Source organism: Fulvivirga sp. M361, assembly GCF_007097395.1.
In the GTDB taxonomy this organism is placed as follows: Bacteria; Bacteroidota; Bacteroidia; order Cytophagales; family Cyclobacteriaceae; genus Fulvivirga.
Genome location: NZ_VKDC01000003.1, coordinates 260,499 through 284,322, shown reverse-complemented (window position 1 = coordinate 284,322; position 23,824 = coordinate 260,499). Strand labels below are relative to the sequence as shown.

The window sequence follows — 23,824 nt, the reverse complement described above, 5'->3', positions numbered from 1 at the left end:
GGCCTACAAGTTCACCCCATTCTTTTCTAATTTAGCCATATTGACAGACTAAAAGTTATCCACATTATCCACAAGTTATCAGTCTCCCCCCTGCACCCCCCTCAGTCTACAATAGCAACAATAAACGAATGGTTATATTACTTAAATCTAAAGGAGGCCTGAGAATAATGGTCACTCGCCACATACGAGCGAAAATTCTGCTTTTGGTTGAGTAATTATTTTGATAAATGGTTGGAGAAGATGACGCAACAGGATAAATTGGCTATTGGTTTGATTTATTTTAGTAAAAACAAAAAGTTACATTATGAAAAATCTAGCTTTCATTTTAGTTCTTTTAAGTGTGTTACTTGTAGCATGTGATGCCAGTGAAGAGGTGTTACCCGTAGAAAACACTGAGAACCATATGCCTCCTACCTGGCAACCCAAGTAACAAGTTATTTCATTTTGTCTGCAGCACTAGTGAGTCCAATTTGTTGCGTTACATTTATGCTTCGTTTTGGCTCCAAGTCCTGACGAATACCATAAAAATGTATACTCTGTAGTTCATAGAAGAGAAGAAAGGGACAGGGACACTTTTGGAGATTCCATTGATATCATCATTAATGAACTAGATAATTTTTGGTACGATGGGTAAGGAAATGACAAATAAACGATGACTGAAAGGAGTCTATCGCCTTCACTTTCCTCAAGAACATATTCCGTTCATTCCTTTACTTCAGGTAACTGTTCAACTGCATCAATCACCGTATTGTAAGTATCATTATTTTCTTGTCCATACAGTATTGAAATAGTTGTTTGGTAAGCGTTAGGAATTAGTTCCTTCAACAGTCGCTTGGCTCCGCCAAGTGACCAATATTCATTAGGCCTCCGGCCGGCTTCACTAAACAAAACTTCAAATGTCATCTTTGCCATAAATACGCTAACATTACTCCCATATCAGAACTGAGAAAGGCCAACACAGATTATCTTTATTTTCTTACATTGTCCCTGGCTGGATAACCATTTTTACCCTGTAACGGTATTGCGACATCATCATGAAAAGTCTGAAATATTGAAAGAGCACAAAGGATTACTCTTATATGCTTATGCGATCATGCCGAGCCACATACACTCGATAGCACGCCATGATAAGAATAAACTTGAGTAGTGTTATCAGGGACTTTAAGAGCTACACTGCCAAAGAAATAATGAAATCAATTGAAACGAACAGGGGAAAGTCGTAAGAAATGGTTTATCCACATGTTTAAATAGTATGCCAACTACCAAAACAAAATTCCCGATTTAAGCTTTGGCAAAAGACCAATCACTCAATAGCATTAAACTACCCCGGCACTATTGATCAAAAGATTGAGTACATACATAATAACCCGGTAGAAGCCGGTTATACTTCTGAGCCCTTTTCTTGGACCTACTGTAATGCAGGTAGCTGCTCTCCCCTGAACACTGAGCCTGTATACCGGCCGGAGACCGGAAGTGACATCCGGTTACCCGGCTGGGAGCAAAGCGACTGTTGAAAGAATTATAGCTGTATTTCAAATAGTTAAAAAAATATTGAGCGAGGGATATTTAAAAAAAAGACGTCTTACTTAATGAATGCCTCTTTTTCAACATAATAATTTCTAACTATGAAACATTTAAAAATTTTACTCATTCCACTCATCGGAACTGCCGTTCTGCTTATCTCATGTGGAGAAGATGATGAAAACACTATTGATGGAGATACTTCAACTGAAGTTAAAACACCCACAGCTGCATTTGATGAATTTAACCCTGATGCAGTAACCATTTCATTTGATGGTGATGAAATTACCATTGAATCAAATGGTTTACCTAACCACACTTCTCCATACTGGGCTGCAACGGAACCTCTATATATTGATCCGATCGTGGCTACGCGTTTGACTCCTGGTGGGATTGGAAGTCGTAGCTTTATTGTTACCGTTCCTGATGCACCGGCATTAGCCTCTTCGAGCACAGCTACAGGATTAGGTCCCATTGGTATTTCTGTAACGGGTGTCCCTATTTTCAATGATACGGAAGGACCCAACAGACCTTTAGAAGAAGAAATTGCCGAAACATTTGATTATGCCGGAGCCCACAATGGCCCTTCAGGCTATCATTACCATGTAGAGTCTTCGGATGTCCCTGAAAACACAGTACTTTCTCATGATGATGAAAAACTGGTAGGGATCATGGCTGATGGCTTTTTAATTTATGGTAGAAAATGTAATTCGACAGGAGACCACCCAACGAACCTGGATGTGTCCGGAGGACATAGTTCTTCAACACAACACAGTGACGGTGAAGGGTTTTATCATTATCACATCATCAATGAATATTATTTAGGAGCTCTAATCGTCCTTTTCGGTGGTGATTTGAAGGGCACTCCCAATACTATCATGTAGGCAATACACAAGATCATGGATTGAAAAGAAACCATCATTCACATTTTCTTCTGATTTGGGTAGTTTCTTTTTTAGACTAATTACCGGGGCTAAAATCATTAAAATGAAAACAATTTTTTGCACGCTTTTGCTTTTAAGCTTTCTATGGATGGGTTGTACTGAACAAAAAGGAAAATCACCTCCAGGCAGTAATGTCGATATCTTCTTAGAAGTGCCGGAAAAAAGAGTTATAAAATCAGCTCTGGAATATAATCATAACACATCATTATGGACTTTAAATGATCTGCCCTATTCCGGATTCGCCATAAGTTATTATCCGGATAGGAACCTGATGGAAAAGTTTGGGATATTAGACGGAAAAAAGCAAAACGTAGCTATTCAATGGTACCCTGACGGGCATTTTAAAAATGTGGCAAATTATCATAAAGGGAAATTACATGGAGAGAAAAAAATATGGTCTGCAGATTCAGTCCATGTCCTGATTGCCCATCTCAATTATCATACCGGTAAAGCACATGGAGAGCAAAAGAAGTGGTATCCAACGGGTGAGCTTTTCAAAAAGTTGAACCTGAACAGAGGAAAAGAAGAGGGCATACAGCAGGCATTTAGAAAAAACGGTGCTTTATTTGCCAATTACGAAGCCCGGGAAGGTAGAGTTTTTGGATTAAAAAAAGCGGCCCTTTGTTTTGGATTAGAGGATGGAAGAATCAAACGCAAAAAGAACGAAGAGGAAAAGATTGCATCCAATAAATAATCCTTGCTAAACACCCCAGGTCGGGAAGATCTAGACCTGACCAAAAAGTTTATGAAAGCTGGCAGGGTCATTGAAATTGATATTCTTGACCATTTGATAATCTCAGAAGAAAGCTATAAAAGCATCATTGACGATACGCTTTTGGATAGATAGAATTTATCTTAAAGTACTATCACTAAAACTACCTGTTATTTCTCTTTAAACGCACCTGAATTCAAGGTGTAGTTCCCAAAACAATCGTACGGATTGTTCTTGGGAACCCCACACAAAACGATTCGGATGCTTCTGGTATATTGCTATATATTTTCTAAGAAGTACTTGATTATGCTTAATTTAGCTTAACCCATTTGAATGTCGTTTGTAAATATCTGTAAACGTTTAAAAACGGAATGGATGTTATTCACTTGTTGGCATTCATTGGGAAAACGTAAATTTGATGAGAAGACATTAAGAAATCCTTAGGGGTAGCCACTTTGTACTGCGACGGTTTTGTTCCAGTAGCCTTTTTAGTATTTTGTTTAACATCAATTAGGTTCGTCATGGACCAATTAACAATAAAAAGAAAGGAGACAATTATGGAACAAGTAAATAACATGAACGATAGACTTATGACGGGATTAAAATCAATTTTTGAGACAGTTTGGGCTATTGGAACATCCGTTGCAGCTACGGGTGTGTTGGACCGAACTAACGATAGTTAATGAAGCTCAAGCGCATATATAGAACCAAGTTAACAACCGATGATCTATATAGGAACATCAGAAGAAACATGAGTCCAGAACCAGGGTTTTCAGGCAATGACTTCACCTATTTTGCTGAATTCAACAAGGCATTGGAAACAACTAAATCATTATGGTTCAGCATTCCTTATGAGCACAAGGTGAATGTTAAAAGTAATAGCATGTTCTTCTGGCCGAGAACAACAGTAACTTTTGAACCCATTGAATCAGGAACGATTGTAACCGTCCATTTTACTGGAACAACATTGGCATACATCCTTTACGGAACTTTTGTGGCAGCATTTCTTAGCTTAATGGGATACTTCCTAATTAGAAACCCATCTGACCTTTCTCCGGTTTTAGCAACACTTGTGTTTAGTATACCACTTGCAATAATTCCGTTCTTGCTGCGGAAGACTCAAAATAACTTAATTGGCAGATTGGAATACTCATGAAAAACGAAATGCCAATCGAGTAGACGGCCGTGAGCTATAAGCCCACGGTGCGCCTCTCACACCACCCAGCGTACGGGTCTCGTACTGGGCGGTTCGTAAAGTATAAGGCTATCGCTCTTTACACCAATAGCCTCTTTCCGCTACTTTTAAGATAAGGCTATCCCGAAAACTTTCGGGACTCCTTATCGAATTTTCGCTTCACAATACGTTCAGTCCTTCGCTACCCAGTGAGTCCTCCGATTTTGATCGGCTCGTTACCAGTAGCTACTATGACTTCTGCTGACTTCTCAATCCGTAACCCGTACGGTTCGAGACCTCCCTCGTTAAGGTGAATATCCTTGTGACTATCGCTGCCACATCTACTATTTCGGCACCAGACTCTTTCGAGGAGTTGGACTTCGGCATGATGTGCTGCCTCATCCGGCCTCATAGCCTCTGTATGTGGTTCCTGTTCGTCAGTACAGACACCGCAGTCTGGCNTTCGCTTCACAATACGTTCAGTCCTTCGCTGCCCAGTGAGTCCTCCGATTTTGATCGGCTCGTTACCAGTAGCTACTATGACTTCTGCTGACTTCTCAATCCGTACCCCGTACGGTTCGAGACCTCCCTCGGTAAGGTGAATATCCTTGTGCCTATCGCTGCTACATCTACTATTTCGGCACCAGACTCTTTCGAGGAGTTGGACTTCGGCATGATGTGCTGCCTCATCCGGCCTCATAGCCTCTGTATGTGGTTCCTGTTCGTCAGTACAGACACCGCAGTCTGGCTTACTTCAGTGCGTGGATCACTCCAAACCACCTTGTGCTTACGCTAAAGCTTCAGCGACACGCGTGCCACTTGCTTCGCTTCTGGGCACGACCCCAGCGAGTACGGGACTTTCACCCTTTGGAACGCTCAACTTCATGAGCTATATTCACCATTCAAGGCACACACAAACACTAAAATGAATATGCGAACTGAGCCATTTGAAAGAGCATTGCAAATAGCAAAATTCAGTGCTTTCGGGAACTGGGGCGCATACTCATTTTAGTTGAGCGTTATATGCCATATTGAGAGAGGCGATGAAAAACGTAATTAAACTAATAGTTTTATTTGGTTGTCTATCTATTTACAGTAGCGTAATTAGTCAGACTTATAAAGTTAGCGGTAGATTGTTGGATTATGAGACAAAAAAACCAATTGACGTCTATCGTGAATTTCATTTCTTTAGTTTTGATAGTTTAAAACAAGGGTTTGTTGCAAATGAAGACGGGTATTTTGAACTTGAATACTCACATGGTAAAGACACTCTAAGTTTATTTTCCCTACATCAAGAGTATTGTCAAATTGTAATTACTGGAATTGATAAAGGGAAAATCGAGGATAAAGAACTCGGTACGATATATGTTTTTAAGAACTATAAAGAATACTATAAATCTACAGAAGGCCATTTTACTCGCCCAATAAAGATATTAGGAGTAACTATAAGAAAACCAAGATTCATAAATCCATTACCTAAGGGTGTTGTGGATTACAACACAAAACGAATCTCTGTTAGGACTGATAAACAGAACTACCAAGTCCATTTAATGGATTACATAGGATATATTTTGTATGAAGACTTAATTAAAGAATGAGTCTTTAGAAAGGCATATAACATATGCTATGAATGAATGGGGTTTTATCGGTCAGGATATTTTGGTGGGGATTGGAAAGTCCGCCACAAGCTTTAAATTTAAATCAGGGCGTGGCTATGTGCGAGACGAGAGGTTAGTGCTTTCAACAGTCGCTCGGGTTTCCGAGTGACGACTATTTCTGAGGCCTCCGGCCGGCTTCACTAACCAAAATTTCAAATGTCATCTTTGCCATAAATACGCTAATATTACTCCCATGTCTGAACTGAAAAAAGCCAACACAGATTACCCTTATTTCCTTACGTTCACCGTGGCTGGCTGGATAGCTATTTTTACCAGGCAACGGTATTGTGATATAATCATTAAAAGTCTGAAATATTGTATAGAGCACAAAGGACTACTATTGTATGCTTATGTGATCATGCCAAGCCACATGCATTTGGTAGCACGCCATGACAAGAATAAACTGAGTAGTGTTATAAGGGACTTTAAGAAGCTACACTGCCAAAGAAATAATGAAATCAATTGAAAAAGAACAGGGGAAAGTCGTAAGGAATGGCTTATCCACATGTTTAAATATTATGCCAAATACCAAAACAAAACTCTCGGTTCATGTTTTGTCAAAAGACCAATCATCCCATAGAATTAAACTATCCTGATATTATTGACCAAAAGGTTGAGTATATACATAATAACCCCGTGGAAGCTGGATATACTTCTGATCCCTTTTCATGGATTTACAGCAGTGTGGGCAATTGCTCTCCCTTACAAATTGAGCCGGTGTAACGGCCAGAGGCCGGAAGTGATATTTCGTCACTCGGCGGAGCCGAGCGACTGTTGAGGAAAGCAACCATTTGAAAGGATTGCCGTCTTTTCATTAAAACTGAATTATGAATAAGATTTTTATTCTATTTACTATTGGATGTCTTATTGTTATCCGTTTTACCTACGCTCAGAGCACCAATTATGAGTTGGATCAACTTATTTTAAATCAAGTAGATAGTGGTAAGTTCAATGGTGTTGTACTGGTGGCTGATCAAAACAGGATCATTTTTCAAAAGGCTTACGGATTTGCAAGCATTGAGAAGCAAGAACCCAACCTGATTACGACGAAATTTAGAATTGGATCATTGACAAAGCAATTCACTTCAATGCTTATAATGCAGCTCGTTGAGCAGGAAAAAATAAGTTTAGAAGGACAAATTAGGAATTATCTGCCTGAACTTAACCTTGATAGTAAAGCTACTATTGAACAAATTTTACATCATACATCAGGGATACAAGATTATACCGAAGTTGAAATTGGCTGTAATATCGATAAGCAGATGTCAGATACCCCTAAAGAATTTGCCAAGTGTTTTCAGAAACTACAGTCAGATTTTGAACCGGGTAAAGAATGGTCCTATAGCAATACAAATTATTTCCTTCTAGGCATATTGATTGAAAAAATATCGAAAACAACTTTCGAAAAGGCTCTAAAAGAAAATATTTTAGACCCGCTCCAAATGAATAACACAGGTTACCTAAACAAAAATTCTGAAAATTTTGCCCAAGGATATACCAAAATAGATAACCAGTTATTAGAAACAGATATAGCTGATATTGCAATTGCTTATTCTGCGGGAGGAATGTATTCGAGCATAGTCGATCTTTACAAATGGCACAAGGCACTACTCACCGACCAACTCTTGAAAAAAGAAAATTTAGATAAAATTTTTGCTCAAAATAAAACTGTTGACCCTAGTTTTTACGGATTTGGTTGGTTCGTTGATCATCACTGGCAGTTTAAGGACTATAGAACTTTTCATGAAGGAGGAATTGATGGATTCTCAGCATGTATTGACCGATATCTTGATAACGGTATTTGTATCATAGTGCTGAGTAATTTTGAATTCACAGAATCAAGAGTTGATTTGACAGATCCAATTGCAAAAATTTTATTTGAATCAAAAAAATAGATTAGATGCAATACCCCCCCTGGAGCGCATTTAGCAAAGCGCAATGCGTTCCCATTTTCCTCGTAAGATCGGGCATGTAGCATTTCTAATGCGGATACTTTTGATGGACTTAGTTTGATTAAGATTTTAAAAGCTCGGAATCCACCTCCCTTTCAAGAGACGTCATATACGAAAAGCGAAAAATCACCACCTAATGCCTTTCAGTACTTGCAGCTCAGCCTGAAGGCCTGCTAACTTACTTTTTATCAGGCTTATTTTAAGAGGGTAGCGATCATTGATCTTGGATGTAAGGTGGCGCCGGCGGAGCGCTATCCATTTTTGTTCATGCTCAGTCAGGCCCTCCTGCGCCAGTAGCACCTGGCAGGCATGCAGGCCACGACGTAACGGGGCCAATTCCTGCTCCAAGTCTTCCAACGTTTCTTTTTTTCGTAAGATGGACTGTTCCAATTTTTTGATCTCCGCATTGAGCGCTTCTGTTTTATCCTGGAGACAGGCATGGGTGGCATGAGCCAGTTCCTCCAGTGGTGTATCCAGCGAAAGCGCCTGCTGCAGTTTTAATAAGGGCTGGTAATGAGTCAGGGAAAAAGACCGCCTGCCGGCAGATACCGATTTTACAAAATCAATCGAAGTGCCTATCAGGTTGGCTATGGATGTGTTACCCACGCCAAAGCACATTTTTAGCGTATCGAGAAAAGAGGTTTTGTACACTTTTTTAAAAGTTTTTATAAAATGGTGTACAAGATTGTACACTTCAATTTTTTTTCGATAAAAAAAGTGTACAAAATACAACAAAAAGAGGCCCGATGTTTTTCCGGGCCTAAGCGTCTATTTTTTGCTACACCAGCGTCTTACCAGGAAGTATCATTTTTTACCCGCCAACACTTTCTCTAATAGGGCTACTTTCTCCCGCTCACTTTTCAGCAGCTCCTCATATAGTCTTTTGTTTTCCTCTATGGCCTCCAGCCACTTATCGATGGGGTTAAAGGTGCAATAGTTTTGAACTTCTGTTCCTACATTAACATTCGAGACACCTTGATTCGCCCCTTCATGATTATTTTGGATATTGTAAACGACCTGCTCTTCATCGAAATTATGGATGGCATCAGGGTTCACACCCAGTACATCGGCGATCTTTTCCAGGGTGTCGTTTTCCACTTCTTCGTTGTTCTCAATATTGGAAACGGTTTGTTGGGTTACACCTAGTCCATCGGCCACGGTATCCTGTTTTACGCCCAGGATCTCACGCATGCGGCGGATCTTTCTGCCCAGGTGTTTTGGTCGGGGTGTTGTAGTACTTTCCATAGGCTTAAAGTTATTAAGATTTTACACATTCCGGATATTGCGCTGGTAAAATACAAACGGTGGTTGTAAAGCACAAACTGCCCGTACGCGACATCCTGCATCATCAGTCGCTAAGGGAGCCAAGCGACTGTTGGTTTCATAGGGGCAACAGGTAGAAGCTATTCGTTTTAAAAACACCTGAATTCAAGGTGTAGTTTCCAAAAAAAAGCTTAGGGATTGTTCTTGAGAACCTATGCTAAATGATCCGGATACTCCCGGTATATTGATAAGTATTTTCCAAGAAATATTTGATTATAGTTAATTTAGCTTTATCCATTTGAATGTCATTCGTAAATATTTGTAAACGTTTAAAAACGAAATGGATGTTATTCAATAGTTAGCTACAATAGCCCTAAGAAAGGTCAGTGGTAGTTTCCCCACCGCACAAGAGATTTTTATTTGATTTTGCCAACACACGGACAAGCACATTGCGTCTGCCCTTCGGGACAGCCACAAAGAGCTTGCCTCCCCATCCGCAGATTTAAGAATTTTAATTTCGTTTTCGAGTTGGATATAACTTCTGCTTAAAATCTGTGATTTCATCTTTCAACTTCTTGTTTGCACTATTCAATAGCTCGTTTTGATGCTTCATGATGCTCAAAAGGTCATGCATGGCATTAAGGTTTTCCAGTTGAACCGATACGATTTGCTCTAAATCGGCTTTGGTATATCTCCTGCTCATTTAGTAAAAGTTTAAAATTACACTTGATTCTTAAAAAGGATCTAAAACATCTTTTTAGATAATTAATGAATCGTATTACGAAACAAATATAGCTTTAAAAGAACAAAATCAAAATTTTTAAATCAATTAAATTTGCCCTAATTGCTATTTGTATAGTGTAAAACGATTCAAATGACCTCTAAAAAGCAAATAAACAGAATCCGTGTAGTCCTTGCCGAAAAAGACAGAACCAATAAATGGTTATCTGAAAAAGTTGGAAAGAATAGAACCACGGTCTCAAGATGGTGTACTAATGATATGCAACCTTCATTGGAAACATTAGTGGAGATTGCGGAGGCGTTGGATATAGATGTTAGAGAACTGCTTATTTCAACAAAATAGTTTTAATTGGAAAACATTAAAGACATATCAAGCCAAACACCTCTCAAAGCCGTGGATTTCTTCTGTGGAGGAGGTGGAATGAGCTACGGAATGCAAGAAGCAGGAATAAATGTTCTCGCAGGCGTTGACAATGATGAAAATTGTAAGGAAACCTATGAAGCAAATATCAAAGGAGCATCTTTTATAAAAGCAGATGTATTTGATTTAAAAGAAAAAGACCTTCAAAAGCAACTTGGACTAAAAAGAAGAGATAAAAATCTTGTTTTAATTGGTTGCAGTCCATGTCAATTTTGGAGCATTATAAATACAGACAAAACCAAATCTCAAAAGTCTAAAAACTTACTGGTTGAATTTAGGCGATTTGTTGAATACTTCCGTCCTGGATACGTAATCGTTGAAAACGTACCCGGTGTACTGCGCAAGAAAAAAGAAAGTGGTTTGGAGGATTTTATTGTCTTCATCAGTCGCTTGGGTTTCCGAGTGACCTCATCAGTTGCTCGGCTGAGAGCCAGACTATTTGGGATATTAGTGGTTCTTCAACTATAACGCTATTTCAGAAATTAATCAGTTTAGATAGAGGTATGCCAAGTGCCTTTGCAATCTCGTAAATCGAATAAAGCGTAGGGTTCACCTTCCCATTCTCCAACTTCTCTATCGCCTGACGATCCTTTTCACAAGCCCTTGCCAGGTCAGACTGATTCCACCCCTTTTGCGTTCTTAGCTCAATGATCCGCTTGCCAATTTTCTTTTTGAGTTCTTCTTTGGTCACGAAACAAATGTCAACTAACTGTACGACAATTTTGTCATATTAAAGTTTGACAAATTAGATTTTTGAATTATGTTTGTCATATAATTGAATGACAAATGAACAGCTTCAGAAAATTGAAAATCCATTCAAAGTACAGATCAAGAAGGTGGGATCATATCACCGTTCCTGAAATCAGGCTGGAGGGGAAATGGCTTGATGCACTTGGGTTTAAAGAAGGGTGTCAAATCAAAATCAAATCGCAAAAGAATAGGCTGATCATCACCTTGAACATAGAAGACAGAGAATAAAAGTGCTTTAGATCACCTATCAGTCGCTCGGGTTTCCGAGTGACGACTATTGCTGAGGCCTCCGGCCGGCTTCACTAACTAAAACTTCAAATGTCATCTTTCCTGTGAATGAATTGTCACCACTTCTTCCATGTCAGACTGAGAAGAGAGAACACGGATTATTCTAATTTTCTATCTCTCCTACAAATCAGGCCGTAGATAGCCATAGGGCTCACACCTGACGATCCCTCAACAGTCGCTCAGGTTAAAACTTTCATAGGACAACAGGTAGAAGCTATTCGTTTTAAAACACCTGAATTCAAGGCGCAGTTTCCAAAAAAAGCTTAAGGATTGTTTTTGAGAACCTATGCTAAATGATCCGGATACTCCCGGTATATTGCTAAGCATTTTCCAAGAAATATTTGATTATGGTTAATTTAGCTTAATCCATTTGAATATTATTTGTAAATATTTGTAAACGTTTAAAAACGAAATGGATGTTATTTGCTGGTTGTGTAATCACTACACTGAAACTCATCCATAGTTTAAATGAAAATAAAACTTAGACAACAGATAGAAGAAATTGTTTCTCTTACTGATGAAGAATTTGAACTTGTATTATCTCACTTCGAACAAAAAGCATTTAAAAAACATAAACTCATTATACAACAGGGCGATTATGTAAGACATGACTATTTTGTTGTAAAAGGATTGATGAAAGCTTCTCGTATAAGTTCTGAAGGGAAAGAGCACATAATTCATTTTGCAATGGAAAATTGGTGGATAACCGACCCGGAAGCATTTCATTACGGCACCAAAGCAAGCTTGTCTGTAGACTGCCTGGAAGATTCAATCGTTTTTTCTTTATCACTGGAGAATAAAGAGAAACTGTGCCATGACTTACAAAAAATGGAATATTTTTTCCGTAAGAAAACAACTGCTGGATATATAGCATTACAGAAAAGAATAATGTGTTTTATTAGTAGTAAGTCAAGCGAGCGCTATCATAACTTGCTAGAGCAATACCCTGACTTGATCCAACGAATTCCAAAAACAATGATTGCTTCGTACTTAGGCGTTTCCAGAGAAACACTTAGTCGTCTCATTCCTGCTTAGTGTGACAATCCGCACATCATATCTGTGACAACCCTCCTGTGGTTTGAGTATTTCATACCCGAATTTTGCTGAAAATAAACTCAGTGAAAAAAATATGGAATATAGAAATTTAGGAAAGTCAGGACTAAAAGTGCCTGTATTAAGTTACGGAACAGGCACATTTGGTGGCACGAACGAGTTCTTTGGTCGCTGGGGTAAAACTGATGTGAAAGAAGCCTCCGGGCTCATCGCTATTTGTCTGGAGCGAGGTGTGAATTTCTTTGACACTGCAAATGTTTACTCTCAGGGTGATTCCGAAGCTATTCTCGGTGCGGCTTTATCGGGAAAAAGGCAAGACTGCATTATTTCAACAAAAGGAACATTCCAAATGGGAAAAGCACCAAATGACAAAGGTGCATCTCGCTTTCACTTAATTAATGCTTTAGATGCCAGTCTACAACGCTTACAAACAGATTATATTGATCTGTACATTATGCATGGATTCGATGCAAATACACCGATAGAAGAGACATTACGAACCCTGGACAGGATGATCAATAGTGGCAAGGTACGCTACATTGGATGTTCCAATTTTGCAGCTTGGCAACTCATGAAATCTCTTACTGTCTCAGAAAAGTTGAATTTGGAGAAGTACATAGTTTATCAAGGTTATTACTCTCTTATTGGTAGGGATTACGAACAAGAATTGATGCCCTTAATCAAAGACCAGGAATTGGGATTGATGGTATGGAGCCCTTTAGGTTGGGGAAGGTTGACCGGTAAAATCAAACGAAATGAGCCAATGGGCGAAGGAAGAATAAAATCAGGAGGCGATATTGGTTCCCCACCTGTTGATAACGAATTTTTGTATAATGTTGTTGATGTATTAAAACGCATTGCAACAGAAATGGATAAAAGCATCCCACAAGTCGCTATCAACTGGCTGTTACAAAACGAAACGGTTTCCAGTATAGTGATAGGTGCAAGAAACGAAAAGCAACTTATAGATAATTTGGATTCGGTTGGTTGGTCATTAGCTCCGCACCACATGGAAGAATTAAACACTTTAACACAACCTAATTTACTTTATCCGCATTGGGTAGGTGAAAGGTAAAGACGACTTCACGGAACAAACACTATCATTCATAAGTTAACTGGGCTATTTGCAAAGACTTGGGTGATAGGATACTTTTATAGAAATTTGAAAAGCTCAAATTACCGATAATAATCAGACGTTAGCCCCATTAAAAAACCAATGAGTTTAAACACAGATTTAGTCAAAGCAACGAAAAATGGAGATCTGGAAAAAGTCTCGGAATTGATAAATTCCGGGGCTGATTTGAATACAACTGTAGGAGATGGTTATAAAAGAAATTTACTTCATCACGCTTCACAAAAAGGACATTCAGATCTGATTGAGTTTTTGATTGAAAAAGGAATTGCAATTAACAGCTTAGATAATAAGGGTAGAACACCCTTATACCTGGCCTGTTGTGATTATAAATTTGATTCCGTAAAAACACTGGTTTCTAAAGGAGCAGAAATAAATATAAGCGGTGAATATAACCCGCTCGATATGGCAAGCTCTAACTCATATTACGGAACCGAAATAGTTGAGTTATTACTCGAAAATAATGCAAATGTAAACCTTACTTGTAGAGGAACCGGCGTTACACCTTTAATGGGAGCATTACATCAAAAGAAACCCGATGCTCTTAAATTACTTCTAAACGCGGGAGCGAATACGAATCATATTGATGCCAATGGAAATTCACCTCTAGGACGAGTTTCGGAACATGATTTTCCTGAACACGTAAATCTGTTATTAGATTTTAAAGCGAAAATAAATTATCAAAACAGAAAAGGAAATTCTGCTTTGCATTTAGCAACAAAAAGAGAAAATAAAAAAGTTATTGAGGTATTGATCAGGAGAGGAATTAAAACCAACCTGAAAAACACCAGCGGTGAAACGGCAAAAGATATTGCTAAAAAAAAGAATTCTGAAATATTCTCATTTATTTCCGGCTTAATTGACCAAAATCCGAAACAAGAAAGCGGAAAAGGAATTTTATCGAAACTTGGAAAACTGTGGAAATAAAAACGATTTCCTTAAAAGCATTATACAATTTTCTCATTCCTTTTATAAACCATCCATAGAGCAATCCCCATAATGGAATAGTTAATCAGAATAAATCCGCCACTAAGCAAAATCCACTGAACCATGTCCGGAATATGCTTTTTAGCCGCCGATCCGATGGTTTCTGTTGCTGAAACTATCATACCCACTAACCAAACGAACTTCAAAACTGAAAACAAACCTTTCTTGGCATAAGAAGATTTTGAAAACAAATAAGCAATTCCAAAACCTTCCAAAATCCAAGCTAAAAACCCAAATGCATATATTGGGTCATCCATTCTGTTATAAACGCCGAGGTAAATGTATTGCCCTTTGAATAGTACTACGTGCCACGTCACCCCCACCAGAGCAATGGACATGGTACACAACAAACCGCTGATTAAAACTTTTTTACTCATTATCCTTATTTTTCACTTAGTTGTCCTTTGTTCCATTCAATAAATTCTTTCACACTTTTTCTAAATAAAAATCTCAACCCGAAGAACAGACATCATAATAATTTGCTAAAGGCACAAGATCTTTATGTAAAAAACCCACAGTTGGTTCTTTTTCCGGTTTTTCCATAACAGATTAGTTTAAAATATGCCCACCGGAATGGTTCAACATGGTACCCGTCATATAACTTGCCATATCAGACCCTGCAAAAGCAACGACATCGGCTAATTCTGATGAATTGGTTAGTTTTTTCAATGATGTTTTATTGGCAACAAACTCTTTCATTTGGTCATAATTCAGGCCAATATTGGCACCCATTGCTCTATAAGTATAGTCAATGGTTGGTGTATCTAACATTGCCTCAGAGCGAACACCTAATACACGAATTCCATCAGGGCCCCATTCGTTGGCTAAACTTTTCATCAAACCTTCTGCTCCGGCGTGAGTAGCAGATAAGGCAGGACTCCAAGGACATCCTACATGCGCAAGTGTTGAAGTGATGAAAATAATCGTACCGCTACCCTGCTTTTTCATTACCGGATAAGCATATTTTGCACTCAGGAAATGAGAGGCTAATGAAGACTTCAGCGGACTCATAAAATCTTCATAAGACACTTCTGTTGCTGGCTTTCCGTGTTGGTGCGATGCTGGGTTTGCACCGCTACAGTTGATTAAAATATCGATAGTTACATTTTCTTCATCAAACCAATCGAAATATCCTTTAAGAGCATCTTCATTCAATGAATCTAATTGTCTGATTTCGCCAAGTTCGACCTTCTCTTTTGTGCCTTCTACATGAATGTCTGACAAGAAAACCTTTGCTCCATGCTGTTTGAACTGACGGGTGATTTCCTGACCTACTCCTCCTTTTGCACCGATGATTACGGCATTTTTGTTAGCTAATAATTTCATTTTCAATTTATTTTTAATCGTTTTATGTATTGATTTTAATTGTCTTTGCTTGAAACTCATTGTTTTCTATCTAATAGACCTTTCTCTCCAGAAACGAGCTGCAAAAATAATCTAAATTAAAACCAGTTTTATTTAACAACTGGTTGCAAACATGTTTAAAATGTTTTAACTGTGCAAAAGAAAATTGAAATTTTACGCAAGATCCAAAATCGTTATGCCCCATAAACCTCTCGTCAGAAGTATTTGGAGAGAAATGGACGTTGATTATACTAAGAGATATGATGATGAGCGGAGACCGGAAATGATATTTGGTCGCTCTGCTGGGAGCCGAGTAACTTCATCAGTCCTCATCAGTCGCTCGGGTTTCCGAGTGACGACTATTGCTGAGGCCTCCGGCCGACTTCACCAACTAAAACTTCAAATGTCATCTTTACCATAAATAGGCTAACATTGCTCCCATGTCAGAACTGAGAAAAGCTAACACCGATTATCCTTATTTTCTTACGTTGACCGTAGCTGGCTGGATAGATGTTTTTACCCGGCAACGGTATTGTGACATAATCATTAAAAGTCTGAAATATTGTATAGAGAACAAAGGACTACTATTGTATGCTTATGTGATCATGCCAAGCCACATGCACTTGGTAGCACGCCATGATAAGAACAAACTGAATAGTGTTATAAGGGACTTTAAAAGCTACACTGCCAAAGAAATAATGAAATCAATTGAAAACGAACAGGGGGAAAGTCGTAGGGAATGGCTTATCCACATGTTTAAATATTATGCCAAATACCAAAAACAAAACGCTCGGTTTATGTTTTGGCAGAAGACCAATCATCCCATAGAATTAAACTATCCTGATATTATTGACCAAAAGGTTGAGTATATACATAGTAACCCTGTGGAAGCTGGTTATACTTCTGATCCCTTTTCATGGATTTACAGCAGTGTGGGCAATTGCTCTCCCTTACAAATTGAGCCGGTGTAACGGCCAGAGGCCGGAAGTGATATTGGGTCACTCGGCGGAGCCAAGCGACTGTTGAAGTTGAATTTAATCATCGGTTATCTTTTGCTGCCTCAACAGTCGCTCGGGTTTCCGAGTGACGCCTATTGCTGAGGCCTCCGGCCGGCTTCACCAACTAAAACTTCAAATGTCATCTTTGCCATAAATAGGCTAACATTGCTGTATTTGAAGCTCTGAATAGCGCAAGAGTCTTCTTGCCTCCAGCATTATCCTATCTTGTATGAACTGTAAAGGTGTTTTTGATCCGAGCTTTGAAAATAGATTGGAAAGAGTCTTGGGGGACCTGTTTAGTAACCCGGAATATTCGGCTACTGTATGTTTTGACCTGAAGTGCTGCTCTACCAGGAAGTTAAATTGCCGCACAATATCCACCTCTTTTTTGTCTTCAGGGTACTGTGTTTGCTGTTTAAAAAGCCTGGTACATAAAATTAAGTACCTCTTCAGCATCATTTGCAGCATGTCAATTTGCAAATTATCATTGGATTCCATTTCAATGCTGAACATTTCCCAAAGGATCTCAAATTTCTTTATTTCCTCCTCCGGCAGGGTGATCACAGGCAGTTGTGATGCCCCAAAGAAGAGCACTCCTTTGCAGCTCACCTCATCATCGTGGTCCAAAACGCAGTAAAAAGGACGGTTGAACCTCAGAAACCTGATGCGCTTGGTACTGATGATTTTAATGGTATGAAATTCTGTTAAAAAAAACGATCTCATTCTTATTGAAAATATACTCCTGTCCATCTATTGCCAGCACATTGTGATCATACTCAAACCACAGTATCGTTAAACTGCTTTCAACCGTTTCTTTTAATACCTCGCAATTGTCTTTACCTATCGTTTCAAGCTGAAGGTATTCGCTGGTGTTCCCTAAAAATTTCATACCTACCCGGATTGATCGTTGGTTATTTACCTATCGCAATCTCTGTTATGTTGTCAAGCGCCGTACCTACTTTATTCAGCACTTCTTCATGGTCGTTAAGTTCGTGTCTTTCCTGAAGGTAAATGGGATGATTATAAGCTACTTTAACCTGGCCATCCGACTCCCGGTAAACAATAATCTTTTGCGGGAGATCAATTCCTGCAGTTTGCTTATGCTGCATGAGCAAGGTACCCAATTTAGGATTACCAAACATAATAATGCGTGTGGGGTCCAAGTCCAGTCCCACAGACCCGGCATTTTTACTATGGTCCAGTTCTAATAGTATTTTAAGATTTGGATTAGCCTCCAATGCGTTTTTAAGGTTTCGATAGGTAGTCTCAAAATCAACATTGCTGGTTTTGGTCACTAAGCCTTTGTTCAAAATATCATTCGTATTCATTATACTATCCTTTTGTGATGTATTACAAGCGTTCAGTGAAAGTATAACCAGGCATACAAAGTACTGTAAGGTTCTCATTGATCATCATTTTAATCGTTTCATAGGTTTTCACAATCCTCCTGAGTTAATTATGTTAAAACCCACATATAGAGTGTGTTTCAACTCAGGTTTTCCTATAAACCGATCTGACGATATTCGAGTTCATTTGTTACCCTAAAATGACTTCCGCAAGCACTTTTAGTCAGGGGGTTGACTGAACAAGTGCAAAGAGCACAAATGGAGTACTTGGTGCCGGACGCTGATAAATGAGGTAAAGCTGGTTTGGGAGGGAATGATGGCAACTTCATCAGGCATTACAGACAAGGCCCTGTCCTTATTATTATGGTTTAGAGAGCAAGAATGGAGGGCAAAGGGAGAATGAAAACCAAACCAAAAAACTTCAAGACCCCGGAGTCAACACTCATTTTTGAAGTTTATGTCTTCCACAATCGTCACCCAATACGTCTTGTATTCAAAGTAGACATTGTTACATGCCTGTTTTAATTTTCATAAAACCTCGGAGAAAGTATTACAACCTGACTACTCCCTACTCAAAGATAAAATTTACCCAAGATCAATACGTCTGGTCATTGAACTATTGATCTTGTTTCTAAAGATCAAAGAGTAATTAAAAGAGGAAAAATCCACGTTAAAAATAGGTTGATCTGAAAACCACATTACATGTATATTTCCAATGCCAAAAAACGTAAAACAGTTTCTCCTCAATCCTTCACTCCAAGTTTCCCTAAAATAATATCCATCAGGCACCATCTGGTCATGGACGATTGTAACAAATTAGCACCTACAAAAGCGGTAAACCACAACCAGTTAATGTTCACTGTCATCGCCAGCGCAAGGCTTATCAATACAAAAGACCCTGCAACAGCTCTTACTATCCTGTTTTTCATGTTTAAAAGATTTAGTTAAATATATTTTTCGATGGGCACGACCACCATTTTCACCGGGTTATCTGTCTCCAGCTTTTCATTGAATGCTTTTATCAACTGCATAAGCTTTTCCACTTTTTCTTCCTCAGTAAAAGAAAAGAAAAGGTGGGACCGGACCCCTCCCCTTTCCCCTACAAACCAACCCGAGTTTATCAATTGCAGGGTGGACTCTTTATAGCCATCAATGCCCGAGCTACTGAAGCTGTCAATTTTTGCCTCTTTCAACAACCTGGAAACTTCATGCTGAAATTGTGCTACAGCCGTTATGATCAGCAATTTCATGTTACTTATGGTTTTTACGTTCGATTAAATAATATACCAATGGAACCACTAAAAGTGTCAATACGGTAGAGGCTATGGTACCCCCCATTAATGAAATGGCCAGGCCTTGAAAAATAGGATCGAAAAGGATCACAAATGCACCGATCACTACTGTACCTGCCGTTAACAAAATAGGAGTGGTACGCACAGCTCCCGCCTCGATAACCGCCTGTTTCAAAGCAACTCCTTCAGACAGTCTCAGGTTAACAAAGTCAATTAACAGCACGGAATTCCGTACCATAATCCCGGCCAGGGCAATCATACCTATAAAGGAAGTAGCCGTGAAAAAAGCACCCAATAACCAATGCCCAAGGACGATCCCAACCATGGAAAGCGGTATGGCCACCATCATAACAAAAGGTGCCTTGAAGTTTTGAAACCAGCCTACAATCAGGATATAAATGATCACGATCACCCCCAGAAACGCGATGCCAAGGTCTCTGAAAACTTCCAGGGTTATTTGCCATTCTCCATCCCATTTTACCGTATAATCATCTTCAAAATCCGGCTGTTTAATGTACAACTCATTGATACTATACCCATGTGGTAAATCAATGGCAGCCAACTTATCCGACATCCCCAGGATAGCGTATACCGGGCTTTCCAGTTCACCCGCCATATCTGACATCACATATACCACTCGTTTTTGGTTCTTTCGGTAGATATTTTTGGGTCGGCTCTTTTCCTGTACCTCCACCAGGTCGCTGATAGAAACCATTTTACCTATTTTTGATCTCACTTTGAGCGCTGTTATATCACTTATCGTAGACCTCTCTTTTTCATCCAGGGTTAAGACTAATCCTACCTGGTGAGAAGCTCGTTCGTCATACAGGGTAGTGATGGCATTTTCTGATAGCGCCATATGCATAGTATGTACTATTTGCTGCGGTGCCACCCCGTAAAGCATACTTTTCTCTTTATCAATGACCAGGGTATATTCCACCTGGTCATCCTCGACCATCCAATCCGTATCTACCACATCCTGGGTGTTGGTCAGGATATTTTTGACCTGGTCTGCCACGGCTATCTGTCCTTCATAATCCGGTCCGTATATTTCTGCCACAATGGTGGACAGTACCGGTGGTCCCGGGGGAACTTCCACGATTTTTACATTGGCATCATACTTACGCACGATCTGCTGGATCCCCGGCCTTAACAATTTTGCAATATCGTGGCTTTGTGCACTCCTGTCATGCTTATCTACGAGGTTCACCTGGATATCTGCCATGTTGCTTCCTCCGCGAAGGTCGTAGTGCCTCACCAGGCCGTTAAATGTAATGGGCGCCGAAGTACCCACATAGCTTTGATAGTTTACCACCTCAGGTCTTGAAGCCAGGTATTGGGTGATTTCCTGTGTCACCACAGCCGTACGCTCCAGGGTAGTTCCTTCCGGCATATCGATCACTACCTGGAATTCATTCTTATTATCAAACGGGAGCATCTTTACGATCACTGAATTGGTGAAGAACATGACCAGCGACCCTAATAATAACACACCCGTAATGCCCAGGAAGATCCAGCGACGGGCTTTGCGCTCTATCAACGGCCGCTCCAGTTTTTCATACCACCGGTAAATGAGCGTGTCTTCTACTTTTTTAGACGTCACCTTCTTGTTACTGTCTTCTTTTTCTCGCAGAAATAAATACCCCAGGTAAGGCGTAATGGTAAGCGCTACGAACAGGGACAATAGCATAGCCATAGAAGCCCCGATAGGCATAGGCGACATGTAAGGCCCCATAAGCCCGGACACAAAAGCCATAGGTAACACAGAGGCAATCACGGTGAACGTAGCCAGAATGGTGGGATTACCTACTTCATTAATGGCATACAAAGCCGCATCTTTAAAGGGCAAACGCTTCATTTTAAAATGACGGTGCATATTTTCAGCGATAATGATAGAATCATCCACTACGATCCCCGTTACAAAGACCAGGGCAAACAGCGTAATGCGGTTAAGGGTATAATCCAGCATGTAGTAGCTAAGCAGCGTCAATGCGAAAGTGACCGGCACAGATAAGAACACCACCAGGCCTCCCCTCCATCCCATGGCCAACATCACCACAAAGGTTACGGCTACGATAGCGCCTACCAGATGCAACAATAATTCAGATACCTTTTGTGAAGCTGTTTCACCATAGTTCCGGGTAACTTCCACATGTACGTCCTCCGAAATCAAACCGGCTTTTAATCGTTCTACCTTGTCCAGAATGATATCCGCCAAACGCATAGCATCCGCACCCTTCCTTTTAGCTATGGACAATGTAACGGCCGGATAAGAGGACCGATATTGCCCCGCCTGTTCACTTGCCTGCCCAAAACCAAAGGCCACATAGTTTTCGGGAAGTTCAGGCCCGTCTATCACAGCAGCTACCTGTTTCAGATAGATCGGCTGATCATCCCGGATGCCTACGATCAGGTTTTCCACGTCTTTAGCAGTCTGTAAAAAGTGACCGGTTTCTACCAGGAACTCCGTATCATTTTTATTAAAGCTCCCGGCCGCCATTTGCTGGTTATTGACCTTTATCATTTCCGATACCGACAAAAGATCTAATCCACTGGCTGCCAGCTTATCTTTGTCCAGCACTATCCTTACCTGGCGTTTCCTGCCTCCGATCTCTTTAGTTGCCGACACATCCTTTATCTTTTCTATTTCACTTCTTAGTTCTTCCGTGATCTGTCGTAGTTGGTAGTCATCATACGTCTCACTCCAAAGTGTAAGGGCCAGCATCGGGACATCATCTATGGCGCGTGTTTTCACGAGAGGCATTGTTACTCCTTGCGGCATGATGTCCATATGCTTATTGATCTCATTGTACATCTTTACAAAAGACCGCTCAATGTCCTCTCCTACATAAAACTGTACGATCACCATCCCCTGCTCTTTCATAGAGGTGGAATACACGTACTCTACGCCTTTAATATTGGAAATGAGTTTTTCCAATGGTTTGATCACACGTGACTCAACCTCAGAAGGGCTGGCCCCGGGATAGCCCACGAAAATATCTGCCATGGGCACATTGATCTGGGGCTCTTCTTCTCTTGGAATTAAAAATGAGGTATAGACTCCCACGATCATGAACACGATCATGAGAAGTATGGTAAGTTTGGAACTTATAAATCCCCGGGCAATTTTTCCTGCTAATCCTTCCTTCATAATAAAATCACTTGACGCCTACTGGATCGTAATTTTTGCTCCATTGTATAATTTACCCTCAGCAGACAGAATGTATTGCTCATCTGACCGAAGCCCTGACAGCACCTCCACTTCGTCGCCATCCATATGGCCCAGTCGAAGCCAGCGTAACATTGCGGTATTACTTTCACTCACCGTATACACCCCGGTAAGCTGCCCATGACGGACTAAAGCTGCCTTTGAGATCATTGGAACACTGGAGGTCACCCTTTCGACAGGAAAATCAACCGAGGCAAACATTCCCGAACGCACCTGGCTATCGAATTCTTCCATCACCACTTTTACCAGGTACTGCCCTCCGGTATTTTTTGCAGACGCACTCACCTCTGTCACTTTCCCTTTCATCATTTTATCGATGGACTTTATAGTGACTGTGACTTGTCCGCCTGTTTGGACCCCGGCTATTTCACTTTCAGGTACCATTGCCATAACATGGAAATGATGGGTTGATTCTATTGAAAGAAGTGACATGCCAGGATTGGTCATGTCCCCGGCTTCAATAAATTTATGGGTCACTACACCATCAAAAGGCGCTTTAATATTCGTATACGAAAACTGGGCGACGATCTCGTTTTTTAGCTGACGTGCAGCCTCCAACCGGGCCCGGGCCATTTCAAAGTGTGCGGCCATGTCATCCAGTTCCTTTTGTGTGGCGCTGTTATCAGCAAAGAGGTTTTTGAATCGGTTATGATCCTTTTCAGCATTGTTAAAAGCTACGGAAGCTTCTGCAATACTGGCGTTGGCCTGAGCCAGTTGAGCTTGCAAGTCTGCATTATTGAGTACTACAAGTACCTGTCCTTTTTTTACTGCTTCTCCTACCTTCACATGCAACCTGTCTACCAGGCCCATCACGCGGGTACTGAGGTTAGCGCTGTTCATAGCCTCAATTTTACCGCTCCCCGTAAAATAAGAAACCTCAGGACTTTGGCCTACGCTGCTGACATTCACAGCTATTAGTGAAGAGGAGTCTTGTAATGTATTTTCCTTACCCTCGTTACAACCTGTAAATAGGATGATGACGGCGAAAAGAACTAATGAATAGTTATGCTTTTTCATGA

30 protein-coding genes are annotated in these 23,824 nt (G+C 40.2%); 16 read left to right on the top strand and 14 right to left on the bottom strand.

Annotated features, from left to right (window positions below; all coding sequences use genetic code 11):
- The first annotated feature begins 304 nt into the window (after positions 1-304).
- A complete protein-coding gene (locus FNH22_RS32595) occupies positions 305-430 on the top strand; it encodes a hypothetical protein (RefSeq protein WP_255517980.1) in 126 nt (41 codons plus the stop codon).
- 272 nt (positions 431-702) lie between these two features.
- Here FNH22_RS32595 and FNH22_RS03685 read toward each other — a convergent pair whose 3' ends face one another.
- Entirely contained in the window at positions 703-912 is a 210-nt protein-coding gene (locus FNH22_RS03685) for a hypothetical protein (protein WP_143396974.1), read from the bottom strand.
- A gap of 713 nt (positions 913-1,625) precedes the next feature.
- Between FNH22_RS03685 and FNH22_RS03680 the strand changes: the two genes are divergently transcribed.
- The 8 genes from FNH22_RS03680 (at position 1,626) to FNH22_RS03650 (ending at position 7,904) form a co-directional block, all read left to right on the top strand.
- Positions 1,626-2,405, top strand: a complete 780-nt coding sequence (locus FNH22_RS03680) for a YHYH protein (RefSeq protein ID WP_143396973.1) — start codon at positions 1,626-1,628, stop codon at positions 2,403-2,405.
- Positions 2,406-2,508: 103 nt separating this feature from the next.
- Positions 2,509-3,159 (top strand): toxin-antitoxin system YwqK family antitoxin, encoded by a 651-nt coding sequence (locus FNH22_RS03675; protein ID WP_185154070.1) that lies wholly within the window; start codon positions 2,509-2,511, stop codon positions 3,157-3,159.
- Between the two features lie 3 nt (positions 3,160-3,162).
- Positions 3,163-3,312: a JAB domain-containing protein gene (locus FNH22_RS32845; RefSeq protein ID WP_143396972.1), complete on the top strand. Its 150-nt coding sequence runs from the start codon at positions 3,163-3,165 to the stop codon at positions 3,310-3,312.
- 547 nt (positions 3,313-3,859) lie between these two features.
- Entirely contained in the window at positions 3,860-4,333 is a 474-nt protein-coding gene (locus FNH22_RS03665) for a hypothetical protein (protein WP_143396971.1), read from the top strand.
- Positions 4,334-5,394: 1,061 nt separating this feature from the next.
- Positions 5,395-5,949 carry a hypothetical protein gene (locus FNH22_RS03660; RefSeq protein WP_143396970.1) on the top strand — a complete coding sequence of 185 codons (555 nt, stop codon included), beginning with the start codon at positions 5,395-5,397 and terminating at the stop codon, positions 5,947-5,949.
- A gap of 253 nt (positions 5,950-6,202) precedes the next feature.
- Positions 6,203-6,475 (top strand): transposase, encoded by a 273-nt coding sequence (locus FNH22_RS32590; protein ID WP_255517979.1) that lies wholly within the window; start codon positions 6,203-6,205, stop codon positions 6,473-6,475.
- A gap of 83 nt (positions 6,476-6,558) precedes the next feature.
- A complete protein-coding gene (locus FNH22_RS32585) occupies positions 6,559-6,732 on the top strand; it encodes a hypothetical protein (protein ID WP_255517978.1) in 174 nt (57 codons plus the stop codon).
- 104 nt (positions 6,733-6,836) lie between these two features.
- Positions 6,837-7,904 carry a serine hydrolase gene (locus tag FNH22_RS03650; protein ID WP_143396969.1) on the top strand — a complete coding sequence of 356 codons (1,068 nt, stop codon included), beginning with the start codon at positions 6,837-6,839 and terminating at the stop codon, positions 7,902-7,904.
- A gap of 183 nt (positions 7,905-8,087) precedes the next feature.
- Here the strand turns inward: FNH22_RS03650 and FNH22_RS03645 are convergent, their stop codons facing one another.
- The 3 genes from FNH22_RS03645 to FNH22_RS03635 all read right to left on the bottom strand — a co-directional run bounded on the left by FNH22_RS03645 (position 8,088) and on the right by FNH22_RS03635 (position 9,927).
- On the bottom strand, positions 8,088-8,612 hold the full coding sequence (locus tag FNH22_RS03645; RefSeq protein ID WP_143396968.1) for a hypothetical protein: 525 nt from the start codon (positions 8,610-8,612) through the stop codon (positions 8,088-8,090).
- A gap of 153 nt (positions 8,613-8,765) precedes the next feature.
- Complete coding sequence (locus tag FNH22_RS03640) at positions 8,766-9,206, bottom strand: helix-turn-helix domain-containing protein (protein WP_143396967.1); 441 nt, start codon at positions 9,204-9,206, stop codon at positions 8,766-8,768.
- A gap of 529 nt (positions 9,207-9,735) precedes the next feature.
- On the bottom strand, positions 9,736-9,927 hold the full coding sequence (locus FNH22_RS03635) for a hypothetical protein (protein ID WP_143396966.1): 192 nt from the start codon (positions 9,925-9,927) through the stop codon (positions 9,736-9,738).
- Positions 9,928-10,098: 171 nt separating this feature from the next.
- Here FNH22_RS03635 and FNH22_RS03630 point away from each other — a divergent pair, with 171 nt between their 5' ends.
- Both FNH22_RS03630 and FNH22_RS03625 read left to right on the top strand, forming a co-directional pair.
- A complete protein-coding gene (locus tag FNH22_RS03630) occupies positions 10,099-10,308 on the top strand; it encodes a helix-turn-helix transcriptional regulator (protein WP_143396965.1) in 210 nt (69 codons plus the stop codon).
- Positions 10,309-10,314: 6 nt separating this feature from the next.
- Complete coding sequence (locus FNH22_RS03625) at positions 10,315-10,854, top strand: DNA cytosine methyltransferase (protein ID WP_221420210.1); 540 nt, start codon at positions 10,315-10,317, stop codon at positions 10,852-10,854.
- Between the two features lie 7 nt (positions 10,855-10,861).
- On the opposite strand, the gene FNH22_RS03620 is transcribed toward FNH22_RS03625, so the two are convergent.
- Positions 10,862-11,077: a helix-turn-helix domain-containing protein gene (locus FNH22_RS03620; protein ID WP_143396964.1), complete on the bottom strand. Its 216-nt coding sequence runs from the start codon at positions 11,075-11,077 to the stop codon at positions 10,862-10,864.
- Between the two features lie 95 nt (positions 11,078-11,172).
- Here FNH22_RS03620 and FNH22_RS03615 point away from each other — a divergent pair, with 95 nt between their 5' ends.
- From FNH22_RS03615 to FNH22_RS03600, 4 genes are all read left to right on the top strand, one after another.
- The gene (locus FNH22_RS03615) at positions 11,173-11,364 is read left to right on the top strand and encodes a SymE family type I addiction module toxin (RefSeq protein WP_143396963.1); all 192 of its coding nucleotides are present in this window, start codon (positions 11,173-11,175) and stop codon (positions 11,362-11,364) included.
- Between the two features lie 528 nt (positions 11,365-11,892).
- A complete protein-coding gene (locus tag FNH22_RS03610; RefSeq protein WP_143396962.1) occupies positions 11,893-12,459 on the top strand; it encodes a Crp/Fnr family transcriptional regulator in 567 nt (188 codons plus the stop codon).
- Positions 12,460-12,502: 43 nt separating this feature from the next.
- A complete protein-coding gene (locus FNH22_RS03605; RefSeq protein WP_255517977.1) occupies positions 12,503-13,552 on the top strand; it encodes an aldo/keto reductase in 1,050 nt (349 codons plus the stop codon).
- A gap of 141 nt (positions 13,553-13,693) precedes the next feature.
- On the top strand, positions 13,694-14,536 hold the full coding sequence (locus FNH22_RS03600; RefSeq protein ID WP_143396961.1) for an ankyrin repeat domain-containing protein: 843 nt from the start codon (positions 13,694-13,696) through the stop codon (positions 14,534-14,536).
- 20 nt (positions 14,537-14,556) lie between these two features.
- On the opposite strand, the gene FNH22_RS03595 is transcribed toward FNH22_RS03600, so the two are convergent.
- A complete protein-coding gene (locus FNH22_RS03595; protein ID WP_143396960.1) occupies positions 14,557-14,973 on the bottom strand; it encodes a hypothetical protein in 417 nt (138 codons plus the stop codon).
- A 172-nt stretch (positions 14,974-15,145) separates the two neighbouring features.
- Positions 15,146-15,922, bottom strand: a complete 777-nt coding sequence (locus tag FNH22_RS03590; RefSeq protein WP_221420209.1) for an SDR family NAD(P)-dependent oxidoreductase — start codon at positions 15,920-15,922, stop codon at positions 15,146-15,148.
- A 458-nt stretch (positions 15,923-16,380) separates the two neighbouring features.
- Here FNH22_RS03590 and FNH22_RS03580 point away from each other — a divergent pair, with 458 nt between their 5' ends.
- Positions 16,381-16,911 (top strand): transposase, encoded by a 531-nt coding sequence (locus FNH22_RS03580; protein ID WP_143396959.1) that lies wholly within the window; start codon positions 16,381-16,383, stop codon positions 16,909-16,911.
- A 186-nt stretch (positions 16,912-17,097) separates the two neighbouring features.
- On the opposite strand, the gene FNH22_RS03575 is transcribed toward FNH22_RS03580, so the two are convergent.
- The 7 genes from FNH22_RS03575 to FNH22_RS03545 form a co-directional block, all read right to left on the bottom strand.
- Positions 17,098-17,661 carry an AraC family transcriptional regulator gene (locus tag FNH22_RS03575; RefSeq protein ID WP_143396958.1) on the bottom strand — a complete coding sequence of 188 codons (564 nt, stop codon included), beginning with the start codon at positions 17,659-17,661 and terminating at the stop codon, positions 17,098-17,100.
- A complete protein-coding gene (locus tag FNH22_RS03570) occupies positions 17,624-17,827 on the bottom strand; it encodes a hypothetical protein (RefSeq protein ID WP_143396957.1) in 204 nt (67 codons plus the stop codon). The genes FNH22_RS03575 and FNH22_RS03570 overlap by 38 nt, the downstream gene beginning before the upstream one ends.
- 22 nt (positions 17,828-17,849) lie before the next feature.
- Positions 17,850-18,344: a DUF302 domain-containing protein gene (locus tag FNH22_RS03565; RefSeq protein ID WP_143396956.1), complete on the bottom strand. Its 495-nt coding sequence runs from the start codon at positions 18,342-18,344 to the stop codon at positions 17,850-17,852.
- Positions 18,345-19,027: 683 nt separating this feature from the next.
- Positions 19,028-19,213: a DUF2892 domain-containing protein gene (locus FNH22_RS03560; protein ID WP_143396955.1), complete on the bottom strand. Its 186-nt coding sequence runs from the start codon at positions 19,211-19,213 to the stop codon at positions 19,028-19,030.
- 15 nt (positions 19,214-19,228) lie between these two features.
- A complete protein-coding gene (locus FNH22_RS03555; protein ID WP_143396954.1) occupies positions 19,229-19,534 on the bottom strand; it encodes a hypothetical protein in 306 nt (101 codons plus the stop codon).
- Position 19,535: 1 nt separating this feature from the next.
- The gene (locus FNH22_RS03550) at positions 19,536-22,727 is read right to left on the bottom strand and encodes an efflux RND transporter permease subunit (RefSeq protein ID WP_143396953.1); all 3,192 of its coding nucleotides are present in this window, start codon (positions 22,725-22,727) and stop codon (positions 19,536-19,538) included.
- A gap of 18 nt (positions 22,728-22,745) precedes the next feature.
- Entirely contained in the window at positions 22,746-23,822 is a 1,077-nt protein-coding gene (locus tag FNH22_RS03545; protein WP_143396952.1) for an efflux RND transporter periplasmic adaptor subunit, read from the bottom strand.
- Positions 23,823-23,824 lie beyond the last annotated feature (2 nt).

Coding starts and splice junctions, on each gene's coding strand:
- FNH22_RS32595 (WP_255517980.1), top strand. CDS start 305: ATGAAAAATCTAGCTTTCATTTTAGTTCTTTTAAGTGTGTTACTTGTA.
- FNH22_RS03685 (WP_143396974.1), bottom strand. CDS start 912: ATGGCAAAGATGACATTTGAAGTTTTGTTTAGTGAAGCCGGCCGGAGG.
- FNH22_RS03680 (WP_143396973.1), top strand. CDS start 1,626: ATGAAACATTTAAAAATTTTACTCATTCCACTCATCGGAACTGCCGTT.
- FNH22_RS03675 (WP_185154070.1), top strand. CDS start 2,509: ATGAAAACAATTTTTTGCACGCTTTTGCTTTTAAGCTTTCTATGGATG.
- FNH22_RS03665 (WP_143396971.1), top strand. CDS start 3,860: ATGAAGCTCAAGCGCATATATAGAACCAAGTTAACAACCGATGATCTA.
- FNH22_RS03660 (WP_143396970.1), top strand. CDS start 5,395: ATGAAAAACGTAATTAAACTAATAGTTTTATTTGGTTGTCTATCTATT.
- FNH22_RS32590 (WP_255517979.1), top strand. CDS start 6,203: ATGTCTGAACTGAAAAAAGCCAACACAGATTACCCTTATTTCCTTACG.
- FNH22_RS32585 (WP_255517978.1), top strand. CDS start 6,559: ATGTTTTGTCAAAAGACCAATCATCCCATAGAATTAAACTATCCTGAT.
- FNH22_RS03650 (WP_143396969.1), top strand. CDS start 6,837: ATGAATAAGATTTTTATTCTATTTACTATTGGATGTCTTATTGTTATC.
- FNH22_RS03640 (WP_143396967.1), bottom strand. CDS start 9,206: ATGGAAAGTACTACAACACCCCGACCAAAACACCTGGGCAGAAAGATC.
- FNH22_RS03635 (WP_143396966.1), bottom strand. CDS start 9,927: ATGAGCAGGAGATATACCAAAGCCGATTTAGAGCAAATCGTATCGGTT.
- FNH22_RS03630 (WP_143396965.1), top strand. CDS start 10,099: ATGACCTCTAAAAAGCAAATAAACAGAATCCGTGTAGTCCTTGCCGAA.
- FNH22_RS03615 (WP_143396963.1), top strand. CDS start 11,173: ATGAACAGCTTCAGAAAATTGAAAATCCATTCAAAGTACAGATCAAGA.
- FNH22_RS03610 (WP_143396962.1), top strand. CDS start 11,893: ATGAAAATAAAACTTAGACAACAGATAGAAGAAATTGTTTCTCTTACT.
- FNH22_RS03600 (WP_143396961.1), top strand. CDS start 13,694: ATGAGTTTAAACACAGATTTAGTCAAAGCAACGAAAAATGGAGATCTG.
- FNH22_RS03595 (WP_143396960.1), bottom strand. CDS start 14,973: ATGAGTAAAAAAGTTTTAATCAGCGGTTTGTTGTGTACCATGTCCATT.
- FNH22_RS03590 (WP_221420209.1), bottom strand. CDS start 15,922: ATGAAATTATTAGCTAACAAAAATGCCGTAATCATCGGTGCAAAAGGA.
- FNH22_RS03580 (WP_143396959.1), top strand. CDS start 16,381: ATGTCAGAACTGAGAAAAGCTAACACCGATTATCCTTATTTTCTTACG.
- FNH22_RS03575 (WP_143396958.1), bottom strand. CDS start 17,661: ATGAGATCGTTTTTTTTAACAGAATTTCATACCATTAAAATCATCAGT.
- FNH22_RS03570 (WP_143396957.1), bottom strand. CDS start 17,827: ATGAAATTTTTAGGGAACACCAGCGAATACCTTCAGCTTGAAACGATA.
- FNH22_RS03565 (WP_143396956.1), bottom strand. CDS start 18,344: ATGAGAACCTTACAGTACTTTGTATGCCTGGTTATACTTTCACTGAAC.
- FNH22_RS03560 (WP_143396955.1), bottom strand. CDS start 19,213: ATGAAAAACAGGATAGTAAGAGCTGTTGCAGGGTCTTTTGTATTGATA.
- FNH22_RS03555 (WP_143396954.1), bottom strand. CDS start 19,534: ATGAAATTGCTGATCATAACGGCTGTAGCACAATTTCAGCATGAAGTT.
- FNH22_RS03550 (WP_143396953.1), bottom strand. CDS start 22,727: ATGAAGGAAGGATTAGCAGGAAAAATTGCCCGGGGATTTATAAGTTCC.
- FNH22_RS03545 (WP_143396952.1), bottom strand. CDS start 23,822: ATGAAAAAGCATAACTATTCATTAGTTCTTTTCGCCGTCATCATCCTA.